This window comes from Dyella solisilvae (genome assembly GCF_003351225.1).
GTDB classification, from domain to species: Bacteria; Pseudomonadota; Gammaproteobacteria; order Xanthomonadales; family Rhodanobacteraceae; genus Dyella; species Dyella solisilvae.
In genome coordinates this window covers 1,611,820-1,634,513 of sequence record NZ_QQSY01000001.1, presented here as the reverse complement: position 1 = coordinate 1,634,513, position 22,694 = coordinate 1,611,820, and the positions used below count along the sequence as shown (strand labels likewise).

Below are 22,694 nucleotides of genomic sequence, written 5' to 3'. Positions count from 1 at the left end.
GCAAACTCGCACAAAGCCCCTGACCTTCTCGCGAGCATCCCTTATCCTTGCGGCATCCGGGATTGGGGATGCGCGGTGATCCGCTTCGATCAAGTCAGCAAGCGCTATGAAGGTGGCCACGAGGCCTTGTCGCAGCTTTCCTTTGAAGTGGCGGCGGGCGAGATGGCTTTCGTCACCGGTCATTCGGGCGCGGGCAAGAGCACGCTGCTCAAGCTGCTCGGCCTGATCGAGCGCCAGTCGCACGGCGTCATCACGCTGGACGGGCAGAACCTCTCCAAGGTCGGCCGCGCGGGTATTCCCAAGCTGCGTCGCCGCCTCGGCATGGTGTTCCAGGACCATCGCCTGCTGATGGACCGCACGGTGGCTGCGAACGTCGAACTGCCGCTGATGATCGGCGGCATGGCTCCCGCAGAACGCAACAAGCGCGTACGCGCCGCCTTGGAAAAGGTCGGCCTGCTTGCCTATGAGCGCCAGCTGCCCGCCACCTTGTCCGCGGGTGAGCAGCAACGCGTCGGCATTGCCCGCGCCATCGTGGCCAAGCCGATGCTGCTGATTGCCGACGAGCCCACCGGCAACCTCGACCCGTCCCTGGCCGTCGAGATCATGGACCTGTTCGCCGAATTCCAGCAGGTGGGCACCACGGTGCTGATCGCCAGCCACGACCTGCCGCTGATCAAGAAGATGAAGAAGCGTGTGATCGTGCTGGATCACGGTCGCCTCGTCGCCGACGTGGCCGCCCAGGAGGTGCTATGAGCACGCAGCCGGAATTCCCGATGGAAAGCCCGCTGCTTTCCGACCAGACGCGCGGCGTCCGCTCGAAGCCGCGCCCGGTCGCGAGCTGGCGCGAGCACCATGGCTGGAGCGCCGGCTCCAGCCTGCGCCGACTGATGTCGCGCCCGGTCGGCACCTTGCTGACCGTGGCGGTGATGGCCATCGCGCTGGCGTTGCCGCTCACCTTCTACCTGCTGCTGGGCAACCTGCAGAAGATGGGCGATGCGCTGGGCCAGAACCAGACCATCAGCGTGTTCCTGCAGCCTGGGCAGGGCGGCTCCGCGGCCGACCTGATGGCCAGGAAGCTGCGCGACCACAGCGACGTGGCCTCGGTCACGGTGAAGACGCCCGCGCAGGGCATGGATGAGCTGGCCAAGATGCAGGGCTTCTCCGGCGCGCTGCATACGCTGGACAACAACCCGCTGCCCTTTGTGCTTGAGGTGCTGCCCACGCCCGGCGCGAGCGCTGACAGTGTCGACCGGCTGGTCGCCGACATGCGCGACATGCAGGGCGTCGATCAGGTGCAGGACAGCGGTACCTGGCGCCAGCGCCTGGAGGCGCTGCTGGGCGTAGGCAAACGCGCGGTGCTGGTGCTGGCGGTGCTGCTGGCGGTTGCGGTGCTGCTGGTCGTGGGCAATACGGTGCGCGTGGACATCGCCAGCCGCAGCGAGGAGATCGGCGTGCTGATGCTCGTGGGCGCCAGTCGCGCTTTCGTGCGTCGCCCCTATCTGTATGCCGGCATCTGGTACGGTCTGTTCGCTGGCGTGCTGGCGGCCGGTTTCGCGGTGGCGGTGGAGTTGGCCCTTGCCGACCCGGTCGCGCGCCTGGGCAAGGTCTACGCCGGCAAGCTGCAGGTGGACGTGCTGCCACCCTGGCTGCTGGCCGCCGTGCCGGTGGCGGCGGCGGTGCTGGGCTGGCTGGGCGCCCGCCTGGTCAGCGCCTGGCAATTGCGCAAGGCCGCCTGAACCGTGCGCGAGCGCACGGCCGAGCCGTGGGCGTAATGCGAGGGTGGCGGGGTCTGGCACAGGGCATCAGGGCGCAAGGATGGCGCGCCGACACATTGCCGACAGGGAGCGCCGGCCAACACGTGGAAGATAGGGGATGAGCGGAAGTTTCAGCAGTCGAGTGATGGGAAACGCGCCCAAGGTGCTGGTGGTCGACGGCTCCAAGGTGGTGCGCCAGCTGATCGCGCGCGTGCTGAAGGCCGAGCTGCCCGACTCCGACGTGGTCGGCGCCGGCAGCGGCGCGGAAGCGCGCGAGATGCTGGAAACCGGCGCCTTCGACTTCATCACCATTGCGCTGCGCCTGCCCGATATGGACGGCCTGGAGCTGGCCCGCCACGTGCGCGAGTCGGCCGCCCAGGCCTATGTTCCCATCGTCGTCGTCTCGGGCGACGTGGAGGGCCGGCTGCTCAGCCGCACGTTGGGTGAGCACGTCACCGACTATTTCGACAAGTCGCTGGGCTTCCAGGCGCTGGCGGAGTTCATTCGCGGCTATGCGCGTCCGGCCGACAGCGCGGCAGGCGAGGTGCTGTACGTGGAGGACAGCCGCGTGGTGGCGCTGGCGACCCGGCGCATCCTGGAGAAACACGGCCTGACCGTGCATCACGTGATCAGCGCCGAGGATGCGCTGGCGCTGCTCGAGACCGCCAAGGCGCAGGGCAGGGTGGGCGCCGACATCGTGCTCACCGACGTCAGCCTCAAGGGCGAGCTCACCGGTGGCGATCTGCTCGAGCGGGTCCGGCGTGATTACGGCTACGGCAAGGGCCGGCTGCCCGTGCTGGTGATGACGGGCGACGAGAACCCGGTCAACCAGGCGGCCCTGCTGCGCGCGGGCGCCAACGACCTGGTCGAAAAGCCCATCGAGGAAAAGCTCCTGATCACCAAGCTGTTGTTCCAGTTGCGCGTGTCGCAGCACCAGCGCGAACACGACGAAGCGGCATGACCGAGGATCGCGTTCGGCTCGAGCCGTCCTGGAAGGACCGTATCGGCGACTACCTGCAGCGCCCCGACATGCAGGCGCTCGGTGATTTCCTGCGCGCGGAGAAACAGGCCGGCAAGGTGATCTATCCGCCCGGCCCGGAGATCTTTGCCGCCTTCGACCACACGCCGTTCGACGCGGTGCGGGTGGTGATCCTGGGCCAGGACCCGTACCACGGGCCGAACCAGGCACACGGGCTGTGCTTCTCGGTGCGCCCGGGCATCCCGGCGCCGCCGTCGCTGCAGAACATCTTCAAGGAGATCCGCCGGGACCTGGACATCGCCCCGCCGGACCATGGCTGCCTCACCCCCTGGGCCGACCGGGGCGTGCTGCTGCTCAATGCGGTGCTGACGGTCGAGCAGGCGCAGGCGGCTTCCCACCAGGGCAAAGGCTGGGAGGGGTTCACCGATGCCGCCATCGACGCCCTCAACCGCGGGCGGGAAGGCCTGGTGTTCATGCTGTGGGGCTCTTACGCCCAGCGCAAAGGCCAGCTGATCGACGGCGACCGGCATTGCATTCTGCGGTCGGTGCACCCATCTCCTTTGTCGGCGCACCGGGGTTTCCTCGGTTGCGGGCACTTCTCGGCGGCGAACCGGTATCTGGAAAGCCGCGGAGTAGCCCCGATCGACTGGTCCCTGCCAGCTCGCGCCGAACTCGGCTGAACGGGCCTTTCACTCCCTCTGAACCGCCCGGCCGGCATAGTGGCGCCTCCCCTGGGATGCACCACTGGACGTGTGTCCCAAATTCCTGTACTATTCAGTTCATCAAAGGCGCCGGAACTCGCCGGGGCCTTTAGCACTCTCAACACCCGAGTGCTAAGCTGATCCCTCATTCAGGAGGTTCCACACATGTCTCAAGCTTTGGTGACCGCCAACCTGCCGGTGCCGAGTGTCGTCGGCAGTCTGGATGCCTATATCGCGGCGGTCCATCGGATTCCCGTGCTGAGCCAGGACGAAGAGCAGTCGCTGTCGCGCCGCTACAACGACGAGGCGGACCTGGAGTCGGCCCGCAAGCTGGTGATGTCCCACCTTCGTTTCGTGGTGCACGTGGCCCGTGGTTACAGCGGCTACGGCCTGCAGCTGTCCGACCTGATCCAGGAAGGCAACATCGGCCTGATGAAGGCGGTCAAGCGCTTCGACCCCGACCAGGGCGTGCGTCTGGTCAGCTTCGCGGTGCATTGGATCCGCGCCGAGATGCACGAGTTCATCCTGCGCAACTGGCGCATCGTGAAGGTCGCCACCACCAAGGCGCAGCGCAAGCTGTTCTTCAACCTGCGCAAGAGCAAGAAGCGCCTGGGTTGGATGAACGCCGAGGAAGTGCGCACGGTGGCCAAGGACCTGGGCGTGCCGGAAGCGACGGTGCGTGAGATGGAATCGCGCCTGTCCGGCCGTGACATTGGCTTCGAAGCCCCGGCGGATGCCGAGGAAGACGCCAAGCCGGCGCCGGAAGCGTTCCTGATCGACGAGGGCGCGGATCCGTACGAGAACGTGGCCGACGCCGACCAGGCCGACAACCAGCTGGACACCTTGTCGACCGCCCTGCAGAAGCTGGACGAGCGCTCGCGCGACATCATCCAGCGCCGCTGGCTGAACGAGGAAAAGGCCACCCTGCAGGACTTGGCCGACGAATATGGCGTCTCCGCCGAGCGCATCCGCCAGGTGGAGGCCAACGCCATGAAGAAGATGCGCAGCCTGTTCGCCGCGTAAGCATTCCGAACGGCGTAACATGCCAACGGCCCCGTTCGGGGCCGTTTGGTTTTGCGGGGTCATGGCCGACCCCGCGCCCGTTGGACAGGACATTCACTGTCACCCCGCCCATGCCCCGAGTACTGGTCATCGAGGACGACGAAACCACCGCGCGCGAGATCGTCGCGGAGTTGAGCGTGCACGGCATGACCGCCGACTGGGTGGGCGACGGCCGCGAAGGTCTGGAGCGCGCCCGCCAGGGCGACTACGAGCTGGTGACTCTGGACCGCATGCTGCCCGGCATGGACGGCATCGACGTGGTGGCGGAACTGCGCCGCTCCCAGGTGGACACGCCGGTGCTGATGATCAGCGCGCTCAGCGACGTGGACGAACGCGTCCGCGGCCTGCGCGCCGGCGGCGACGATTACCTGACCAAGCCCTTTGCGCCGGACGAAATGGCCGCACGCGCCGAGGTGCTGCTGCGCCGGCGTCAGCCGCAGGCCGCACAGCGCCTGCGCGTGGGCGACCTGGAGCTGGATCTGGTCAGTCACGTGGCTTATCGCAACGGCCAGCCGCTCACCCTGCAACCCACCGAATACCGCCTGCTCGAGTTCCTGATGCGCAACTCGGGGCAGGTCGTCACCCGCACGATGATCTTCGAGACCGTGTGGGGCTTTCATTTTGATCCGGGCACCAACGTGATCGACGTGCACATCGGCCGCCTGCGCCGCAAGATCGACGGCGCCGGCCAGCCGGCGCTGATCCACACGGTGCGCGGCACCGGTTACATGATGGCGGCCTCGCATGAGGCGGCGGTGACACCATGAGCACGCGACCCAACGCCTGGCATTCGGCTACCTCGCGACTGATCGTGATCTACGGCGCGCTGTTCGTGCTGTGGGGCTCGGTGCTGGTCGGGGTGATCCAGTGGGAGACCACCAACTATCTCAACCGCGTGATCGACCAGCTGCTGCTGCAGCGCATGCACTACATGGCGGTGACCGATCCGGAGCGCCTGGCCGCCACGGTCGACGCCGCCGCCGCGATCGATCCGCACGGCATCATGTCGGTGGGATTGTTCGACCACGACCACCGCCCGGTCGCCGGCAATATCGAGCACCTGCCTCAGTCGCTGCCGCAGGATGGCCAGGTCCATCCGCTCCAGCACGGCCTGCCGCGCCCCGATCGCGACGCCGAGCGCGTGCGCGCGCGCGGTCTCGCCACCACGCTGAGCAATGGCGACATCCTGGTGATCGCCAAGGACACCAGCACCATCGACGGCATCGGCGCGATCATCCGCCGCGCGCTGCTGTGGGGCGTGTCGCTCACCATCATTCCCGGCCTGCTCGGCGGCTTCCTGCTGCGGCGGGGGCCTGAGAAACGCATACGCGCGCTGCAGGACGCCACCGATCCGATCCGCCAGGGCGACCTGTCCAAACGCCTGCCGGTGAGCCGGCGCAGCGACGAGCTGGACCAGCTGGCCGGCATCGTGAACACCATGCTCGGCGAAATCGAGCGCCTGATGAACGAAGTGAAGGGCGTATGCGACAACATCGCGCACGACCTGCGCACGCCGCTCACGCGTCTGCGCGCGCGCCTGTATCGCACCCAGCAACAGCTGGAGGGCGCGCCGGAAGCGGCGCTGGTGGAGGCCTGCATGGTGGACATCGACGCGGTGCTGGCGCGTTTCCGCGCCCTGCTGCGCGTGTCGGAGCTGGAAGACCGCAATCGCGCCGCCTGCTTCGACGAGGTGGACGTGGGCCAGGTGCTGCGGCAGGTGCACGAGTTCTACGCACCGGTGGCCGAGGATCGCGGCCAGCCGTTCGAGCTCGATGTGCAGACGCTGACGCCGATTCGCGCCGACGCGCACCTGATGTTCGAGGCGCTGGCCAATCTGGTCGGCAACGCGATCAAGTTCACGCCGGCCGGCGGCAAGGTGAGCCTGCGCGCCAGCATGGACAAGCGCGGCCCGCGCGTGGACATCATCGACAGCGGTCCGGGCATTCCCGCCGACGAGCGCGAAGCGGTCACGCGCCGCTTCTATCGTGGCGACAACACACCGACCACCGCCGGATCCGGACTGGGCCTGAGCATCGTCAGCGCCATCGTGCGCCTGCACGGCTACGCGCTGGAGATCGGCGAAGCCGCCAGCGGCGCGCGTCTCACGCTGTACTGCTATGCGCTCGAGCCCAGCGAAAAGCCGGGCACCTGCCTGTCGCGCACCGTGCCGGAAGTCACGACCAGCGCCGCCTGAGCGCCCCTTCGGCGGGAACATGAAAATATCTTCATGCGCACGAGTGAGTCGTGCGCATGAAGCCCGTGCGAAAATTTGTCGCGACGCATCATTTCGCGCACGGAAATCCCCCGCATGCTTGGCATCGTCCGGATCGCGCTCACGCGGCCCTACACCTTCATCGTCTTCGCGTTGCTGATCTTCATCTTCGGCGTGATGGCGGCCCTGCGCACGCCCACCGACATCTTTCCGGAAATCAACATTCCGGTGATCGCGGTGTCGTGGCAGTTCACCGGCATGACGCCCGACCAGATGGCCGGACGCATGAATACGCCGTTCGAGCGCGTACTCACCACCACGGTGAACGACATCGAGCACATCGAGTCGGAATCGCTCAATGGCATGGGCATCACCAAGATCTTCTTCCAGCCGGGCGTGAACATCGCTGTCGCCAACGCACAGGTGACGGCGATCGCGCAGACGCTGCTCAAGCAGATGCCACCGGGCGCGACGCCGCCGCTGATCGTCAACTACAACGCCTCCACCGTGCCGATCGTGCAGCTCGCGTTGTCGGGCAAGGGCCTGAGCGAGCAGCAGCTGGGTGACATCGGCCTCAACCTGCTGCGCCCGCAGCTGGTGACGGTGCCTGGCGCGGCGATCCCCTATCCGTTCGGCGGCAAGACCCGCCAGGTGCAGCTCGACGTGGATCCGGCCGCGCTGCAGGCGCGCGGCCTGTCGGCGCAGGACGTGGCCAATGCGCTGGCTGCGCAACAGCAGATCAGCCCGATCGGAACGCAGAAGATCGGCAAGTTCGAATACGTGATGGAGCTCAACAACGCCGTCACGCACGTGCAGGAGCTTGAAGACCTGCCGATCAAGACGGCGAACGGCACCACCATCTACATCCGCGACGTGGCCCACGTGCGCGACGGCAACCCGCCGCAGACCAACATCGTGCACGTCGATGGCGTGCGCTCGACCCTGCTGTCGGTGCTGAAGAATGGCTCGACGTCGACGCTGGCCATCGTCGCCGGCGTGCGCGACAAGCTCGGCGAGATGAAGGACGCGCTGCCGGACAATCTCTCGGTGACGCCGATCGGCGACCAGTCGCTGTTCGTGCGCGCCTCGATCAACGGCGTGATCCGCGAAGGCATCATCGCCGCCGCGCTGACCAGTCTGATGATCCTGCTGTTCCTCGGCAGCTGGCGTTCCACCCTGATCATCACCACCTCGATCCCGCTGGCGGTGCTTGGCTCGGTGTTCACCCTGTCGGCGATGGGCCAGACGCTCAACATCATGACGCTGGGTGGCTTGGCGCTGGCGGTGGGCATCCTGGTGGACGAAGCCACGGTGACCATCGAGAACATCAACTGGCACCTGGAGCAGGGCAAGGACGTGATCACCGCGATCATCGACGGCTCGGCGCAGATCGTGGTGCCGGCTTTCGTGTCGCTGCTGTGCATCTGCATCGTGTTCGTGCCGATGTTCTTCCTGCCGGGCGTGGCTCGCTTCCTGTTCGTGCCGATGGCCGAGGCGGTGATCTTCGCGATGATCTTCTCGTTCATCCTGTCGCGCACGCTCGTGCTGACCATGGCCAAGTACCTGCTGCATCCGCATCCGGCGACGGTGGATGAGCACGGCCAGCACCTGCCGCTGCCGCCGCCGACGTCGGTGCTCGGCCGCTTCCAGCGTGGCTTCGTGGAGCGCTTCGAGAAGTTTCGCGCCGGCTACAGCGGCCTGCTTAACCTCGCGCTCCAGCATCGCAAGGTGTTCGTGCTGGGATTCCTCGGCTTCGTGCTGCTGTCGTTCCTGCTGCTGCCGGGCCTCGGTCGGAATTTCTTCCCGGACGTGGATGGCGGCCAGATCCTGGTGCATGCCCGTGCGCCGGTCGGCACCCGCGTGGAAGTGACGGCGGCGCAGTTCGCGGACATGGAGAAGGCGATACGCGAGGTGATTCCGCCGGACGAACTGGAGGCGATGGTCGACAACATCGGCACCTACGCCAGCTCGATCAACACCATCTACAACAACACCGGCGAAGTCGGCGAACAGGATGGCGACATCCAGATCTCGCTGAAGGAAGGCCACCGCCCGAGCGCCGAGTACGTGAAGCTCCTGCGCGAGAAGCTGCCGCGGCTGTTCCCGGGCACGGTGTTCTCGTTTCCGCCGGCGGACATCGTCAGCCAGATTCTCAACTTCGGTTCGCCGGCGCCGATCGATCTGCAGATCCGCGGCTTCCACCTCGACAAGAATTTCGAATACGGCAACCTGCTGCTCAACCGCATCCGCCAGATTCCCGGCGTGGTTGATGCACGCATCCAGCAGTCGCAGGCAGAGCCCTCGTTCCGCATCGACGTCGACCGCACGCGCGCGCAGCTGCTGGGGCTGACCGAGGGTGACGTGACCAGCAGCCTGGTCGCCGACCTGTCCGGTACCTCGCAGGTGGCGCCGACCTACTGGCTCAATCCCGACAACGGCGTGACCTACGCGATTTCCGCGCAGGTGCCGCAGTACCGGCTCGATTCGCTGTCGCAGCTGAGCAACCTGCCGATCACGGCCAAGGCCGGCGGCAACCCGCAGGTGCTCGGCGCGCTGGCCGATGTCTCGCGTGGCCACAGCAACATGGTGGTGAGCCAGTACAACATCCAGTCGATGGTGGAGATCTACGCCACCACGCAGGGCCGCGACCTCGGCGCGGTGGCGTCGGACATCCGGCAGATCCTCGCGGACACCGAGAAGGACAAGCCCAAGGGCGCCACCATCGCGCTGCTGGGCCAGGTGCAGACCATGCACGATGCCTATTCGGGCCTGCTGTTCGGCCTGCTCGGCTCGGGCGTGCTGGTGTACCTGCTGATCGTGGTGAACTTCCAGTCGTGGACCGATCCGTTCGTGATCATCACGGCGTTGCCAGCCGCGCTGGCCGGCATCGTGTGGATGTTGTTCGTCACCCACACCTCGCTGTCGGTGCCTGCGCTCACCGGCGCCATCATGTGCATGGGCGTGGCCACCGCCAACTCGGTGCTGGTGGTGAGCTTCTGCCGCGAGCGCCTGGCCTTCCACGGCGACGCGACGCTGGCTGCGCGCGAAGCGGGTTTCGTGCGCTTCCGACCGGTGCTGATGACCGCCCTGGCCATGATCATCGGCATGGTGCCGATGGCGCTGGGCCTGGGCGATGGCGGCGAGCAGAACGCGCCGCTGGGTCGCGCGGTCATCGGCGGCCTGCTGTTCGCCACCACCGCCACGCTGATCTTCGTTCCCGTGGTGTTTTCCATCGTGCATGCGCGGCGTGGCCGCGCTTCTGATTCGGCCGCTATTGCCGGAGAACCTGTCCATGTCTGAGCATCTCACTTCGCTTCCGGAATCGACGCCGTCGCCGCGTCGCCTGCGACTGGCCGCCGCGATCGGCGCCTCCGTGCTCGGCGCGATCGTGGTGATCGGCGTCACCACCCGCCTGACCGAGGCGCGCAGCCTGCGCCAATGGACCGACGAGCAGGCCATCCCCACCGTGGTGATCGCCGAGCCCGAAGGCGGCAACGGCAAGGCGCCGCTGGAACTGCCGGCGCAGATGGATGCGTTCACCAACGCGCCGATCTATGCGCGCACCAGTGGCTACCTGAAGTCCTGGAACAAGGACATCGGCGCCCAGGTGAAGGCCGGCGACCTGCTCGGCGAGATCGACACGCCTGATCTCGACCAGCAGCTGCTGCAGGCGCAGGCGGACCTCGCCAGCGCCAGGGCCAACGCCGCGTTGGCGGCCACCACCGCCAAGCGCTGGCAGGTGCTGCGCGCCACCGATCCCGATTCGGTGTCGCAGCAGTCGGTGGACCAGTACAACGGCGACCTGGCCGCCAAGCAGGCGCAGGCCAACGCGGCCCAGGCCAATCTCGATCGCCTGAAGGCGCTCAAGTCGTACGCGCGCATCGTGGCGCCGTTCGACGGTCGCGTGACCGCGCGCAACACCGACGTCGGCGCCCTGGTCACCGCGGACAGCGCCGGCGGCACCCCTCTGTTCCAGGTGTCGGACACCAGCAAGCTGCGCGTCTACGTGCGCGTGCCGCAGGTGTATGCGCCGTCGATCCATCGCGGCGACGAGGCCACGCTGAGCGTCCCCGAATACCCCGGCAAGAGCTTCACCGCCAAGGTGGAGGCGGACGCGCGCGCGATCTCGCCCACCTCGGGCACCACCCTGGTGCAGCTGCTGGTGGACAACCCGGACGGCAAGCTGCTGCCCAGCAGCTACGCCAGCATCAGCTTCAACATCGGCTCCACCGCGTTGGGCATGCGCGTGCCGGCCGAGGCGCTGATCTTCGACGACAAGGGTCTGCACGTGGCCACGCTGGACGCCGGCGACCACGTGAAGTTCAAGAGCGTGAGCATCCGTCGCGACTACGGCAAGACGGTGGAGCTCGGCTCGGGGCTGAGCAGCGATGACCGCGTGATCATCAATCCGCCCGACGGCCTGGCCGAGGGTGATGCGGTGCACATCGCCAAGAATCCGCAGCCGGCCAAGCCCCATGAAAAAGCCTGAGCGTCTCGTCTTCGCCATCGCGGCCGCGCTGAGCGTCGGCGCGTGTTCGCTGGCGCCTGCTTACAAGCAGCCCGAGGCGCCGGTCGCCGAGCACTACCAGTCGGCCGGTCCGTGGACCACCGCTGCGCCCGCCGACCAGTTGCCGCGCGAGGGCTGGTGGAAACTGTACGGCGATGCGCGCCTGAACGAGCTGGAAGACCAGCTCATCGCGCATAACGCCGATCTCGCCGCGGCGTTTGCGAGTTACGAGCAGTCGCGCGACTTCCTGGCGCAGGTGCGCGCGGATCTGTTCCCGCAGGTGTCCGCGGGCTTCGGCGCACAGCGCAATCGCCAGTCGTTGAACGCGCCGCTGCATGGCGCCACCTCGCCGGAGTACTACAACCAGTTTTCGGTGACGGGGCAGGCCACCTACGAGGTGGACCTGTGGGGCCGCGTGCATGACAACGTCGCAGCCGGCCGGGCGTCGATGCAGGCCTCGGCCGCCGATCTCGCCTCGGTGCGCCTGAGCCTGGAAGCGTCGCTGGCGGACAGTTACGTGCAGTTGGTCGGGGTGGATCGTCAGATCGACCTGCTGCAGAAGACCGTCGACGCCTACCAGCGCGCATTGCAGCTGACCAAGACGCTGCATGAGGGTGGCGCCGTATCCGGCCTCGATGTGGACCGCGCCCAGACGCAGCTGTCGGCTACGCGCTCGGAGCTGTCGCAGACCAAGGCGCAGCGTGACGTGTTGCTGCATGCGATCGCGGTGCTGGTTGGCCAACCCGCTTCGAGCTTTACGCTGGATCCGAAGACCGACCTGCCCAATCTGCCGGTGATCCCGGTGGGCCTGCCGTCCACCTTGCTGGAGCGTCGTCCCGACATCGCGGCGGCCGAGCGCCGCACGGCGGAAGCGAATGCGCAGATCGGCGTCGCCCGATCCGCGTTCTTCCCCTCGCTGACCCTGAGCGCCGGCGGTGGCTACGACAGTGGCAGCTGGGGCAATCTGCTGACGGCGCCCAGCGCGTTGTGGGCCTTGGGACCGAACCTGTTGATGAATGTGTTCGACGGCGGTCGTCGTCGCGCGCAAGTGGCGTCGGCGCACGCGGCGTTTGACGAGGCCAGCGCGAACTACCGCAGCGCGGTGCTCACCGCATTCCAGCAGGTGGAGGACAACCAGTCTTTGCTCAACAACTACGGCAACGCGCTGGTCGACCAGCAGGACGCCACGACGGCGGCGGATCGCACGCTGAAGTTGGCGCTGGCGCTCTACAAGCAGGGCGCCAACAGCTACCTGGATGTGGTCACCGCGCAGGTCGACTCGCTGAACGCGCACCTTGGCCTGCTGTCGCTGCAGGCGAACCAGCTGCGGGCGAGCGTGCAGCTGGTGCGCGCGCTGGGTGGTGGCTGGCAGGTGGATGACATCTCGACGCAGCATCTGGCGGAGGACGCGAAGGCGGTCGGGATGAAGTAGGGGTTCGCGATGTTCCGCGAATGAAGGATGGGGTCGCTTGTGCGGCCCCTTTTTTTGGATGGCTATTCGGGTTGATGCGGTTTTGTGGGCGCCGCCGTCGAAGGAGTGCAGCGAGTCATCCGAATGGCCTCACGCTTCGCGCCCGTCACCCCAGCGAAGGCTGGGGTCCAGTGACTTTGCTTTGGGCTCTGTTGGCGCGATTTCGCCAGCGTGCCGCCTACGCGGCGGGCGTTTCGATCACCTGCCGGCGCTCGAGTCACTTTTCTTTGCTGGCCCAAAGAAAAGTAACCCAAAGAAATGGCCTTAAAGGCTCGTAGCGATATGTGAGATCCAAGATTGGCCGACTGCGGCTAGCCGGATCGGTGACGTGCTACCTCAGGGACAGCGGCTACGCCGCAACGCGCCATGACGAAGAGGGGGCGCAGCGCTGCATGGCATACAAGCCTTGGCGACTGCGGCAAGCCGAACTCGACGCGTGCTACCTCGCGGACAGCGGCTACCCCGCGGGGCGTCGTCGTACTGAGGACTTAAAGCACAGTGTGGCTGATGCTCCACTCTACGCCGCCCTTGCTCCCTCTCCCCTTCGGGGAGAGGGTTGGGGCATTGCCACCTTCACGGTGGTGAGGGGCCAGTCTTGCGACGGCCCCCATTGCTCTCAGTGCTTAGGTTCTCAGAGCTTCGCCGTCAGCAACGCTTCCAGCTTGCGCTGGTCGACGGCGAATTTGCGGATGCCGTCGGCGAGCTTGTCGGTGGCCATCGGATCTTCGTTGTGGCCCCAGCGGAAGCCGGCTTCGGTGATCGGCGTCGGCTTGGCGTCGGTGGCGCCGGCATCGGTCAGCGCGCGCGGGAGCGGGGAGTTGTCGTGGTCGAGCTTTTCCAGCAGGTCCGGGCTGATGGTGAGGCGGTCGCAGCCCGCGAGCGCCTGGATCTGGCCGATGTTGCGGAAGCTGGCGCCCATCACGACGGTGTGGAAACCGTGCTGCTTGTACCAGCTGTAGATGCGGCGCACCGACTTCACGCCCGGATCTTCTTCCGGCGCGTAGGTCTTGGTCGCGGTGTTGGTCACGTACCAATCCATGATGCGGCCGACGAAGGGCGAGATCAGGAACACGCCGGCCTCGGCGCATGCCACGGCCTGCTCGAACGAGAACAGCAGGGTGAGGTTGCACTGGATGCCGCGCTTTTCCAGCAGCTCGGCGGCGCGAATGCCTTCCCAGGTGGAGGCCAGCTTGATCAGGATGCGGTCGCGCTTCACGCCCGCTTCCTCGTACAGCCCGACCAGGCGCTCAGCCTTGGCGATGGAGGCGTCCACGTCGAACGACAGGCGCGCATCGACTTCGGTGGACACTCGGCCCGGCACCAGTTCGACGATCTTGCGGCCGACGGCGACGGCGAGATGATCGCTGGCGTCGGCGAGCTGCTGCTCACGCGAATTGCTCTTGCCCTTCGCCCAGGCGATGGACTCTTCGATCAACGGCGCATACGCCGGATTCTCGACCGCCTTGAGCAGCAACGACGGGTTGGTGGTGGCGTCCACTGGCTTCCAGCGGGCGATGGCTTCGATGTCGCCGGTATCAGCGACGACGGTGGTGTACTGGCGCAGTTGTTCGAGTTGGGAAGACACAGCGGTATCCATCGGGGTGAACCTCTGATTTTCCATGCAATCGCGCGCAGGGCAAGGGTCGCTTCAGTTTGGACGCGACTTCGCGCTTAGCCGTCCATATGGCCGCCGCTCGAATCGGGCCAGTCTCGTACGTGCGGGAGAATGGCGTGGCCCGTCGCTCCGCGCGGATTATTCAGGTGGCGTGCCGCCCCGGATTCAGTAGAGATCGACCGGATCGACATCCACCGACCAGCGCACCCGCCGCGCCGAAGGCAGGCTCGACAGCATCCGGTACCAGGGCCGCAGGGCGGCGTGCAGCGCGCTGCGGCTGTCTGCCTCGACCAGCAGCTGGCCGCGATGGCGGCCAGCGCGCAGCGGCATCGGCGCGGGCATCGGACCGGCCAGCTGCAGGGGCGCGCCGGCCAGCGCCGCGGCGGCCTCGGCGAGGAAGGCGTCCACGGGTTCACGCTGCAGGGCGTCGGCGCGCAGCAGCACCTGATGGCCGTAGGGCGGCAGCTGCACGCTGCGGCGCTCCTCGAGCAGCGTGGCCGCGGCGGCGGCATAACCCTGCGCCAGCAACTGGCGCAGCAATGGGTGGTCGGGATGGTGGGTCTGCAGCAGCACGCGTCCCGGCTTGGCGGCGCGGCCGGCGCGGCCGGCCACCTGCACCACCAGTTGAGACAGGCGCTCGCTGGCGCGGAAATCCACGCTGTGCAGGCCTTCGTCCACGCCGACGATCGCGACCAGGGTGAGATTGGGCAGGTCGTGGCCCTTGGCCAGCATCTGCGTGCCGACGAGGATGGCCGGACGATCCTGGTGCAGGCCTTCCAGCAGTTGCTCGAAGGCGTCGCGACGGCGCGTGGTTTCGCGGTCGATGCGCAACACCGGCGCATCGGGGAAGTGCGCGGCCAGCGCTTCTTCAAGGCGCTCGGTGCCCTGTCCCTGGGGCTTGAGGTCCGGCGCGCCGCAGGCAGGGCAGGCGACCGGCACGCGTGCGCTGTGGTCACAGTGATGGCAGATCAGCTGGCGACGGCCCGCGTGCAGGGTCATCGGGTGTTCGCAGCGTGGGCATTCGGCATGCCAGCCGCAGCCGTGGCACAGCAGCACCGGCGCGTAGCCGCGGCGGTTGCGGAACACCAGCGCCTGTTCGCCGCGCGCCACGGTGTCGCCCACGGCGGCGAGCAGGGCGGGCGACAGGCCGTGCTCCAGCCGCTGCGCGCGCATGTCCACGATCTGCACCTGAGGCGGGCGGATCGCGCCCGGGCGCGCGCGCAGGTGCAGGGCGCGGTAGCGGCCGGCTTGCACATTGGCCAGCGACTCCAGCGAGGGCGTGGCCGAGCCGAGCACCACCGGCACGTTGAGCGCACGGGCGCGTAACAGAGCGAGGTCGCGGGCGTGGTAACGGAAGCCCTCCTGCTGCTTGTAGGCGCCGTCGTGCTCCTCATCGACCACGATCAGCCCGGCCTGCGGCAGCGGCGTGAACACCGCCGAGCGCGTTCCGAGAATCACCTTTGCCTCGCCCGAGCGGGCGCGCAGCCAGGCGCGCGCGCGGTCACCCTCGGCCAGGTTGGAGTGCAGCACCTGCACGGCGACGCCGAGGCGCTCGCGCAGGCGGCGCACGGTCTGCGGGGCCAGGCCGATCTCGGGCACCAGCAGCAGGGCCTGCTTGCCCTGAGCGATGACCTGCTCGATCAGCGCGAGATAGACCTCGGTCTTGCCGCTGCCGGTGACGCCATCCAGCAGGAATGGCTGGAACCGGCCCAGCGCCTCGCCGACGGACTGCACGGCCTGCCGTTGTTCGTCTGTGAGGGCGGGGGCGGCGGTCGTGGGGGCGGGCAGGGCGCCTGTTGTTTCCGCGCGTTCGATCAGGCCCGCCGCATCGAGTCGCCGCGCCGCATCGCGCCAGCCGGGCAGCATCTCGTGCAGCAGGTCGGCGCTCTGTGGTCCGCGCGCCAGCGCTTCCAGCAGGGCCCGGCTGCCGCCCCGGCGACTGCCGGCGTCGAGCGCACTGCGCCCCGCGGCGGTGAGCGCCCACGCTTCTTCCCGCAGCTCGGGCAGGGGGCGATCCTCGCGCAGGGCCAGCGGCAGCGCGTTGGCGTAGGCCTCGCCCGGGGCGCCCAGCCAGTAGTCGGCGGCGCGCGCGAGCGTGGCCATCAGTTCGGCATCGAGCAGCGGGGCGTCGTCCAGTACGCGCAGCACCCGCTTGAGCCGGGTGCTGCCCACCGCGGCTTCGGCGCCAACCTCGACCACCACGCCTACCGCCTTGCCTTTGCCGAACGGCGCCAGCACGCGACTGCCCACTTCGGCCTGGCCCGCCGCGGGGGGCAGGTAGTCGAACAGGGTCGGCAAGGGGACAGGCAGGGCGACGCGAAGGACAGCGGGCATGGATACCTCGTGGCGGCTCAGTGTAACCGTCCTGTTATCCAGCGCGGCGGTACGGGGAGCGGCGGCAATGCGGTGGCGAATGGTGGGGCCGCCGGGGCTTGCCGGGGGTTGCTGCCGTGTCATCTAGGAAGCGGACCTAAGTGGCTCTCCCTAGGGCGCTTTTGCGTTTATCCACAGCACCTGTGGATAAGTCTGTGGATCGTGCGTTGAAGGAGGCCTTTCAGGCGCATGAAATCGCCCTTCATGACGTCCTGTACAACTTTTAACCATGAAAAAAGACAGCGAAAATTCAGTGACTTACACGGGCCAATCGGCTGGCGTTCATACAATTGCCATAGGCGGGAGACCTGCCTTGACAGGTACATGACGCTGTGTAAAACCCCGGCCGGGCGTGTCGAAAAGCCGTCGCAAACCCGCGCCGTTGCGCGGTTTGTGTGTGATTTGTGTCACAAAAGTGGCTGGGCTGGCGCTTCAGTTCGTCATACCCAGCGCGGCGGCGCAAACGACCGCAACGCTGACCATCGTGAAATAGACCCAGCCCAGGAAACCGTACTTCACGAGGGTCATGAACCAGCCCTGGCGATACACGCGTTTCTGCATGAGCAGCAGGTAGAGCAGCGACCAGATTTCCAGCGCCCATCCCATGACCCGGAACAGTCCACCCGACCAGGCAGCGTGGGTGGCTACCCAGCCGTGCAGCAGGTACAGCAGCATGCCGAGCAGCAGCGTCAGGAACAGGAATGCATGGCTGTGCAGGGCCACGATGAGGTGTTCCATGTACAGCCGGCGCTTGAAGATATAGGTGAACTTCAGCAGCAGGGCGAACAGCGGCATCAGTACGAACATGGTCTGCGGCAGCACGTGGAACGTCGAGGCAACCATGCGCTCCCTCGCCTCGGCGCCTTGTTCGCCGCCGTTCTTCATGGCCATCACATTGGCCGCTGCACGGGCGGCAGAGCGAGTGAGGCTGTGATTGAGTGCGTCGGGCAGCCAGCTAATATTTACTGGTTTCGATTCGAAGCCGATGTCCGGGTTGGACTCGGCGGGGATTGGTCGGGCGCCCAGCTCGGACAGGCGATGGTTGGCGTGATCGCGTTCGATCTCGACCAGCTTGTTGAATACCTTGTTGCCAGTCGTCGTGGATTGCCCCGACTGCTGCAACATATCCTTGCGCTCCTGCTCGAAACGCGCTCGCACGTCGCTGGGCGTGAGGTCCTTGGCGAAATTGCCGGTACCGGCGCTGGCCTCCGTCTGGACCTTCATGATGTCCAGGTTGTCCACCGCCAGGTGGCACACGAAGAACGCCAGCAGGGACAGCACGAACATCAGGCGGAACGGCGCCACGTAGCGCTGCCGACGCCCGGCGAAATATTCCATCGTGAGGAAGCCCGGACGCAGGAACAGCGGCGGCAGCGTGTGGAATACGCGGCCGTCCACGTGAAACACCATGTCCAGTGTGTCCTCCACCATGTGATGCATGGGGCGCAGCACGGTATGGATGGACTGTCCGCACTCATGGCAGAACTCACCCTGCATGGGCGCACTGCAATTGGCGCAGTGCACGCCCTCGAACGACACCAGTTCCTTCTTCATGTGTCTCCCCCGAGCGGATCAGCCCGGGATCTTGGCATAAGCCGGTGACAGCGGCAGCTGCCGGCCCGCCCGGATCGCCTGGTTGTGACCCAGGCCCGCCGGAAGGCCCCCGGCATGACTCCTGTAGACTGTCGCCTCCAGGAGTCTCCCCTATGTTGTCTTTACGCCCCGATCGCGCCAGGGTGGCGCACGAGGTCGGCGCCACGGTGCGCCTTGCCCTGCCTCTCATTGCCGCGCAGCTTGCCGCGGTGGGTCCGAACTTCGTGGACGCCGTACTGGCCGGTCACCTCAGCGCGCATGTGCAGGCGGCCGTCACCACGGCCGTCAGCATCTGGGCGCTGGCCCTGGTCAGCGGTCTCGGCATGATGATGGCGGTGCCACCGTCAGTAGCGCAGCTCGATGGCGCCGGCCGCCGCCACGAAGTGGGCGCCGTGTTCGTGCAGGCGCTGTGGCTGGCCTGGGGCATGGGCATCGTCATGTGGTTCCTGGTGCGCAACGCCACACCGATGCTCGACTGGATCGGCGTGGTGCCGACCTTGCGCACCGATGTCATGCACTTCCTGCACGCGATCAGTTGGGCAGGGCCGGCGCTGACCAGCTATTTCGCGCTGCGCGGCCTCTCCGAGGGCCTGTCGATGACGCGCCCCTCGATGTATTTCAGCTTCGGCGGACTGCTGATCCTCGCGCCGCTCGGCTACATCCTGATGTACGGCAAGTTCGGCCTGCCGGCGCTCGGCTCGCTGGGCAGCGGCATCGCCACGGCGACCGTGCTGTGGCTGGAGATGGCGGGCTTTGCGCTGTATGTGGCGCTGCATCCGGCTTACCGCGACCTGGGCCTGCGCGAGGGCATCGCCTGGCCGAAGCCGAAGATGCTGCTGGATCTGCTCAAGATTGGTGGTCCCATGGCGGTGACCCTGCTCGCCGAAGGCGGCCTGTTCGTGGCGGTGGCGCTGGTTATCGCAACCCTGGGCGAGACGGTGGTGGCCAGCCACCAGGTGGCGCTGAGCGTGGCCACGGTGGCCTTCATGATTCCGCTGGGCCTGTCGATGGCCATCACCGTGCGCGTGGGTAATGCAGTGGGCCGCGGGGACGCGCGCGGCGTTCGCTACGCCGGCTTCTGCGGCATCGCGCTGGCGCTGTGCGCGCAGACCGTGTCCTCCTCGGTGATGCTGGGCATCCCGCATCTGCTGGCGCGGCTGTATACCCACGACGCGGCGGTGATCGCGCTGGCCGCGCAGCTGATGCTGCTGGCAGGTTTCTTCCAGTTCTCCGATGGCATCCAGGTCAGTTCCAATGGCGCCTTGCGCGGCCTCAAGGACACCCGCGTGCCGATGGTGATCACCTTGTTCGCCTACTGGGGCGTGGGCATGCCGGTGGGCTGGTGGCTGGGGTTCCGCCAGGGCCTGGGCGCGCGCGGCATGTGGATGGGGCTGATCGCTGGCCTCAGCATGGCGGCGGTGCTCTTGTTCACCCGCTTCTGGCGCAATGCGTTTCGTGAGAAATGGCGAAGGCCGGCCTGACGAGTACCACATGACCTTCGCAGCGCGAAACGCTACGCTGTTGCAGGCCTCCTGAGGAACCTCGCATGACGGAACGTCGCCCCAACGGTTTCTGGGCTTTTCTCCGCGCCCTCGGGCGTGGCATCAACGTGGTCAGGCTGATCATCCTCAACCTGGTCTTCTTCTTCTTCTTCTTCATCCTTGCGCTGCTCGTGCTCGGCGGTTACCTCGGGGCCCGCGGCGCGCGCTATATCCAGAACGACACCGTGCTGGTGATCAGGCCCAAGGGCGAGCTGGTCGAGCAGTACAGCATCGATCCGCTGCAGCGCGCCCTGGCGCGCCTATCCGGCAATGCACCGCGCCAGGTGCAACTGCGCGATCTGGTGGCGGCCATCGACACCGCCGCCAAGGACAACCGCATCTCGCGCATCCTGCTGCTGCCCGATGACCTCGAGGGCGGCGGCTTCGCCGCGCTGCGCGAAGTGGGCGCGGCGCTCGACCGCTTCCGCGCCGCCGGCAAGCCGGTCATCGTGTGGGGCGCGAGCCTGGACCAGGGGCAGTACTACCTCGCCGCGCATGCCGACCGCATCCTGGTCGATCCGCAGGGCGGGGTAATGATCACCGGCCTGGCCAACTACCGGCTGTTCTACAAGGACCTGCTCGACAAGCTCGGCGTGGACGTGCACCTGTTCCGCGTGGGCCAGTTCAAGAGCGCGGCCGAGCCTTACATCCTCAACCACGCCTCGCCGGAAGCCAAGGAAGCGGACAGCTTCTGGATGGGCGGGCTGTGGGACACCTACATCAATGAAGTGGCCAAGCTGCGCAAGCTCGACGCCGCCACCCTGCGCACCGACATCGACAGCCTGCCGGCCCAGATCGCCAGCTCGCGCGGCGACCTCGGCCAGCTTTCACTCGACCAGCACCTGGTCGATGGCCTGGCCACGCCGGCCGAGCTGGAAGCGATGATGCGCAAGGAAGGCGTGCCCGCCGGCAAGAAGGGCGAGAGCTTCCGCCAGGTGTCGCTGCAGAACTATGGCGAGGTCGTTCCCGACGACAGCGCCGGCATCGCGCCCGGCGTGTCGGTGGTGGTGGCCGAAGGCGAGATCTCCGGCGGCAAGCAGCCGCAGGGCGAGGTGGGTGGCGAATCGACCGCCGCGCTGGTGCGCGCCGCGCGCGAGGACAAGCGCACCAAGGCGCTGGTGTTGCGCGTGAACTCGCCGGGCGGCGAGGTCTATGCGGCCGAGCAGATCCGGCGCGAAGTGGCGCTGACCCGTGCGGCCGGCATTCCGGTGGTGGTGTCGATGGGCAACGTGGCCGCCAGTGGCGGTTACTGGATCTCGATGAATGCCGATCGCATCTTCGCCGAGCCGAACACCATCACCGGTTCCATCGGCATCTTCGGCATGGTGCTCACCGTGCCGGGCACGCTCGACAAGCTGGGTGTGCGGAGCGACGGCGTGGGCACCGCGCCGCTGGCCGGCGCGTTCGACATTACCCGTCCGCTGGATCCCAAGGTGGGTCAAGTCATCCAGGCGACCATCGACAAGGGCTATCGCGATTTCGTGGGCCAGGTGGCCAAGGCCCGCGGCAAGGCCTACGACGCCGTCGACACCGTGGCGCAGGGGCGCGTGTGGACCGGCCAGCAGGCGCTGGATCGCGGGCTGGTCGACCAATTGGGCGGCCTGGGCGACGCCATCAGCGAGGCGGCCAGCCGCGCCAAGCTCGGCAAGGCGTATCCGGTGCGTTATGTCGAGGAGCCGCTCGGTGGCCTGGAGCAGTTCCTGATCGGCCTCAACGAGAACGCGATGGTGCAAGCGGCGCAGGTCTATGGCGTGCGCCTGCCGTCTTGGGTCGCGCACATCGACACGCTGGCCCCGGAACTCAAGTTGCTGCGCAGCGCGCAGTCCGGACGGACGAACGTCTACGCGTACTGTTTCTGCTCGCCGCGTTGAGCACCAGAAGCGGGAGCGAGTGAAGAAGAGTGAGTAGCGAGAGCGGCCGGAAGGCTGCTCTCGCTGCTTGCAGTGCTCGTCTTACCCTTCGATGTGGGCGCTGTAGTAGTCGCCCGTGCGCCGCACCTTCACGGGCATGCCGAAGGTGTCCGAAAGCGCGGCGTCGGTCAGGACCTCGTCCTTGTCGCCATGGCGGAGCAGCCGGCCGTCGCGCAACAGGACGACGTGCCTGATCTCCGGCAGGATCTCTTCGATGTGGTGCGTCACCAGCAACAAGGTGGTCCCGTGCCGCGCCAGTTCGCGCAGGCTTTCCAGGAACTGGCGTCGGCTGGCCAGGTCCAGTCCTGCGCAGGGTTCGTCCAGCAGCAGGGCGCGGGGGCGATGCACCAGCGCCCGCGCAATCAGCACGCGGCGCGCCTCGCCAGTGGAAAGACTGGCCATGTGGCGGCCGACCAGGTGTGAGGCGCCAGCCTGCACCAGCGCCTCGTTCGCACGCTCGCGCATGGCGGCGGTGACGCGATGATCGAGCCCGAGCCGCTGGGCGGCGAAGAAGTTCGACAGCACCGCCTCGGTCACTTCCAGCGTGGCGTCGCCGGTGCAGTCCTGCTGCAGCGAGGGCGACACGATGCCAAGCAGGCCGCGCAGCTCCGAAACCTGCCAGCGATCGCGCCCAAACACCCGCATGGCGGCGCGCCCGTCGCCACGCGCAAGCGGATAGAGCTCACGCGTGACCAGACGCACCAGCGTGGACTTGCCGGCGCCGTTGGCGCCGAGGATGGCCGTGTGTTCGCCCGCGCCGATGCGCAGGCTGAAGCGCTCGAGCACCAGGCGATCACCGCGCATCACGCTGGCGTCGTCTATGTCGATCAGGGAGGTGTCGTGAAGGAGGTCGGAAGGATGGGCGTTCATCCACCCACCATGCCCCGTCGCTGCACCCTTGCCAAGACCCTGCAGGAGCGCACGCCGCGCGTGACAGACGTAGCGGTCAGCGTTTGCGCCCCATGATCGCGCAGAG

Annotated in this window: 16 protein-coding genes; 12 read left to right on the top strand and 4 right to left on the bottom strand. The window is 67.2% G+C overall.

What is annotated here, in order from left to right; genetic code table 11:
- Positions 1-75: 75 nt before the first annotated feature.
- From ftsE to DVT68_RS07155, 10 genes are all read left to right on the top strand, one after another.
- A complete protein-coding gene (gene ftsE / locus DVT68_RS07200) occupies positions 76-753 on the top strand; it encodes a cell division ATP-binding protein FtsE (protein ID WP_114824291.1) in 678 nt (225 codons plus the stop codon).
- Positions 750-1,736 (top strand): permease-like cell division protein FtsX, encoded by a 987-nt coding sequence (gene ftsX / locus DVT68_RS07195; protein ID WP_114824290.1) that lies wholly within the window; start codon positions 750-752, stop codon positions 1,734-1,736. Before ftsE ends, ftsX begins: the two co-directional genes overlap by 4 nt.
- A 136-nt stretch (positions 1,737-1,872) precedes the next feature.
- Positions 1,873-2,715 carry a response regulator gene (locus DVT68_RS07190; RefSeq protein WP_114824289.1) on the top strand — a complete coding sequence of 281 codons (843 nt, stop codon included), beginning with the start codon at positions 1,873-1,875 and terminating at the stop codon, positions 2,713-2,715.
- A complete protein-coding gene (gene ung / locus DVT68_RS07185) occupies positions 2,712-3,413 on the top strand; it encodes a uracil-DNA glycosylase (protein ID WP_114824288.1) in 702 nt (233 codons plus the stop codon). Before DVT68_RS07190 ends, ung begins: the two co-directional genes overlap by 4 nt.
- A gap of 186 nt (positions 3,414-3,599) precedes the next feature.
- On the top strand, positions 3,600-4,457 hold the full coding sequence (rpoH, locus tag DVT68_RS07180; RefSeq protein WP_114824287.1) for an RNA polymerase sigma factor RpoH: 858 nt from the start codon (positions 3,600-3,602) through the stop codon (positions 4,455-4,457).
- Between the two features lie 110 nt (positions 4,458-4,567).
- Positions 4,568-5,263: a response regulator transcription factor gene (locus tag DVT68_RS07175; RefSeq protein WP_114824286.1), complete on the top strand. Its 696-nt coding sequence runs from the start codon at positions 4,568-4,570 to the stop codon at positions 5,261-5,263.
- Positions 5,260-6,690 carry a sensor histidine kinase gene (locus DVT68_RS07170; protein ID WP_114824285.1) on the top strand — a complete coding sequence of 477 codons (1,431 nt, stop codon included), beginning with the start codon at positions 5,260-5,262 and terminating at the stop codon, positions 6,688-6,690. Before DVT68_RS07175 ends, DVT68_RS07170 begins: the two co-directional genes overlap by 4 nt.
- Before the next feature lie 114 nt (positions 6,691-6,804).
- Positions 6,805-10,008, top strand: coding sequence for an efflux RND transporter permease subunit (locus tag DVT68_RS07165; RefSeq protein WP_114824284.1), 3,204 nt, complete (start codon positions 6,805-6,807; stop codon positions 10,006-10,008).
- On the top strand, positions 10,001-11,197 hold the full coding sequence (locus DVT68_RS07160; RefSeq protein ID WP_114824443.1) for an efflux RND transporter periplasmic adaptor subunit: 1,197 nt from the start codon (positions 10,001-10,003) through the stop codon (positions 11,195-11,197). Before DVT68_RS07165 ends, DVT68_RS07160 begins: the two co-directional genes overlap by 8 nt.
- The gene (locus DVT68_RS07155) at positions 11,184-12,647 is read left to right on the top strand and encodes an efflux transporter outer membrane subunit (protein WP_114824283.1); all 1,464 of its coding nucleotides are present in this window, start codon (positions 11,184-11,186) and stop codon (positions 12,645-12,647) included. Before DVT68_RS07160 ends, DVT68_RS07155 begins: the two co-directional genes overlap by 14 nt.
- Positions 12,648-13,317: 670 nt before the next feature.
- Here DVT68_RS07155 and tal read toward each other — a convergent pair.
- The 3 genes from tal to DVT68_RS07140 form a co-directional block, all read right to left on the bottom strand.
- Positions 13,318-14,283, bottom strand: a complete 966-nt coding sequence (tal, locus tag DVT68_RS07150) for a transaldolase (protein ID WP_343126348.1) — start codon at positions 14,281-14,283, stop codon at positions 13,318-13,320.
- A gap of 183 nt (positions 14,284-14,466) precedes the next feature.
- Entirely contained in the window at positions 14,467-16,635 is a 2,169-nt protein-coding gene (locus tag DVT68_RS07145; protein WP_114824282.1) for a primosomal protein N', read from the bottom strand.
- Between the two features lie 471 nt (positions 16,636-17,106).
- Positions 17,107-18,228, bottom strand: a complete 1,122-nt coding sequence (locus tag DVT68_RS07140; RefSeq protein ID WP_114824281.1) for a DUF3667 domain-containing protein — start codon at positions 18,226-18,228, stop codon at positions 17,107-17,109.
- Positions 18,229-18,380: 152 nt separating this feature from the next.
- On the opposite strand from DVT68_RS07140, the gene DVT68_RS07135 reads away from it, so the two are divergent.
- Both DVT68_RS07135 and sppA read left to right on the top strand, forming a co-directional pair.
- Positions 18,381-19,748, top strand: coding sequence for an MATE family efflux transporter (locus tag DVT68_RS07135; protein ID WP_114824280.1), 1,368 nt, complete (start codon positions 18,381-18,383; stop codon positions 19,746-19,748).
- A gap of 65 nt (positions 19,749-19,813) precedes the next feature.
- Complete coding sequence (sppA, locus tag DVT68_RS07130; protein ID WP_114824279.1) at positions 19,814-21,679, top strand: signal peptide peptidase SppA; 1,866 nt, start codon at positions 19,814-19,816, stop codon at positions 21,677-21,679.
- An 81-nt stretch (positions 21,680-21,760) separates the two neighbouring features.
- On the opposite strand, the gene DVT68_RS07125 is transcribed toward sppA, so the two are convergent.
- Positions 21,761-22,588: an ABC transporter ATP-binding protein gene (locus DVT68_RS07125; protein WP_114824278.1), complete on the bottom strand. Its 828-nt coding sequence runs from the start codon at positions 22,586-22,588 to the stop codon at positions 21,761-21,763.
- Between the last annotated feature and the right edge of the window lie 106 nt (positions 22,589-22,694).

Bases quoted from the DNA above. Each gene is read 5' to 3' on its own strand.
- DVT68_RS07175 (WP_114824286.1), top strand. From the start codon at position 4,568: ATGCCCCGAGTACTGGTCATCGAGGACGACGAAACCACCGCGCGCGAG.
- sppA (WP_114824279.1), top strand. From the start codon at position 19,814: ATGACGGAACGTCGCCCCAACGGTTTCTGGGCTTTTCTCCGCGCCCTC.
- DVT68_RS07155 (WP_114824283.1), top strand. From the start codon at position 11,184: ATGAAAAAGCCTGAGCGTCTCGTCTTCGCCATCGCGGCCGCGCTGAGC.
- DVT68_RS07125 (WP_114824278.1), bottom strand. From the start codon at position 22,588: ATGAACGCCCATCCTTCCGACCTCCTTCACGACACCTCCCTGATCGAC.
- DVT68_RS07165 (WP_114824284.1), top strand. From the start codon at position 6,805: ATGCTTGGCATCGTCCGGATCGCGCTCACGCGGCCCTACACCTTCATC.
- ung (WP_114824288.1), top strand. From the start codon at position 2,712: ATGACCGAGGATCGCGTTCGGCTCGAGCCGTCCTGGAAGGACCGTATC.
- DVT68_RS07140 (WP_114824281.1), bottom strand. From the start codon at position 18,228: ATGAAGAAGGAACTGGTGTCGTTCGAGGGCGTGCACTGCGCCAATTGC.
- DVT68_RS07190 (WP_114824289.1), top strand. From the start codon at position 1,873: ATGAGCGGAAGTTTCAGCAGTCGAGTGATGGGAAACGCGCCCAAGGTG.
- rpoH (WP_114824287.1), top strand. From the start codon at position 3,600: ATGTCTCAAGCTTTGGTGACCGCCAACCTGCCGGTGCCGAGTGTCGTC.
- DVT68_RS07135 (WP_114824280.1), top strand. From the start codon at position 18,381: ATGTTGTCTTTACGCCCCGATCGCGCCAGGGTGGCGCACGAGGTCGGC.
- ftsX (WP_114824290.1), top strand. From the start codon at position 750: ATGAGCACGCAGCCGGAATTCCCGATGGAAAGCCCGCTGCTTTCCGAC.
- tal (WP_343126348.1), bottom strand. From the start codon at position 14,283: ATGGATACCGCTGTGTCTTCCCAACTCGAACAACTGCGCCAGTACACC.
- DVT68_RS07170 (WP_114824285.1), top strand. From the start codon at position 5,260: ATGAGCACGCGACCCAACGCCTGGCATTCGGCTACCTCGCGACTGATC.
- DVT68_RS07160 (WP_114824443.1), top strand. From the start codon at position 10,001: ATGTCTGAGCATCTCACTTCGCTTCCGGAATCGACGCCGTCGCCGCGT.
- DVT68_RS07145 (WP_114824282.1), bottom strand. From the start codon at position 16,635: ATGCCCGCTGTCCTTCGCGTCGCCCTGCCTGTCCCCTTGCCGACCCTG.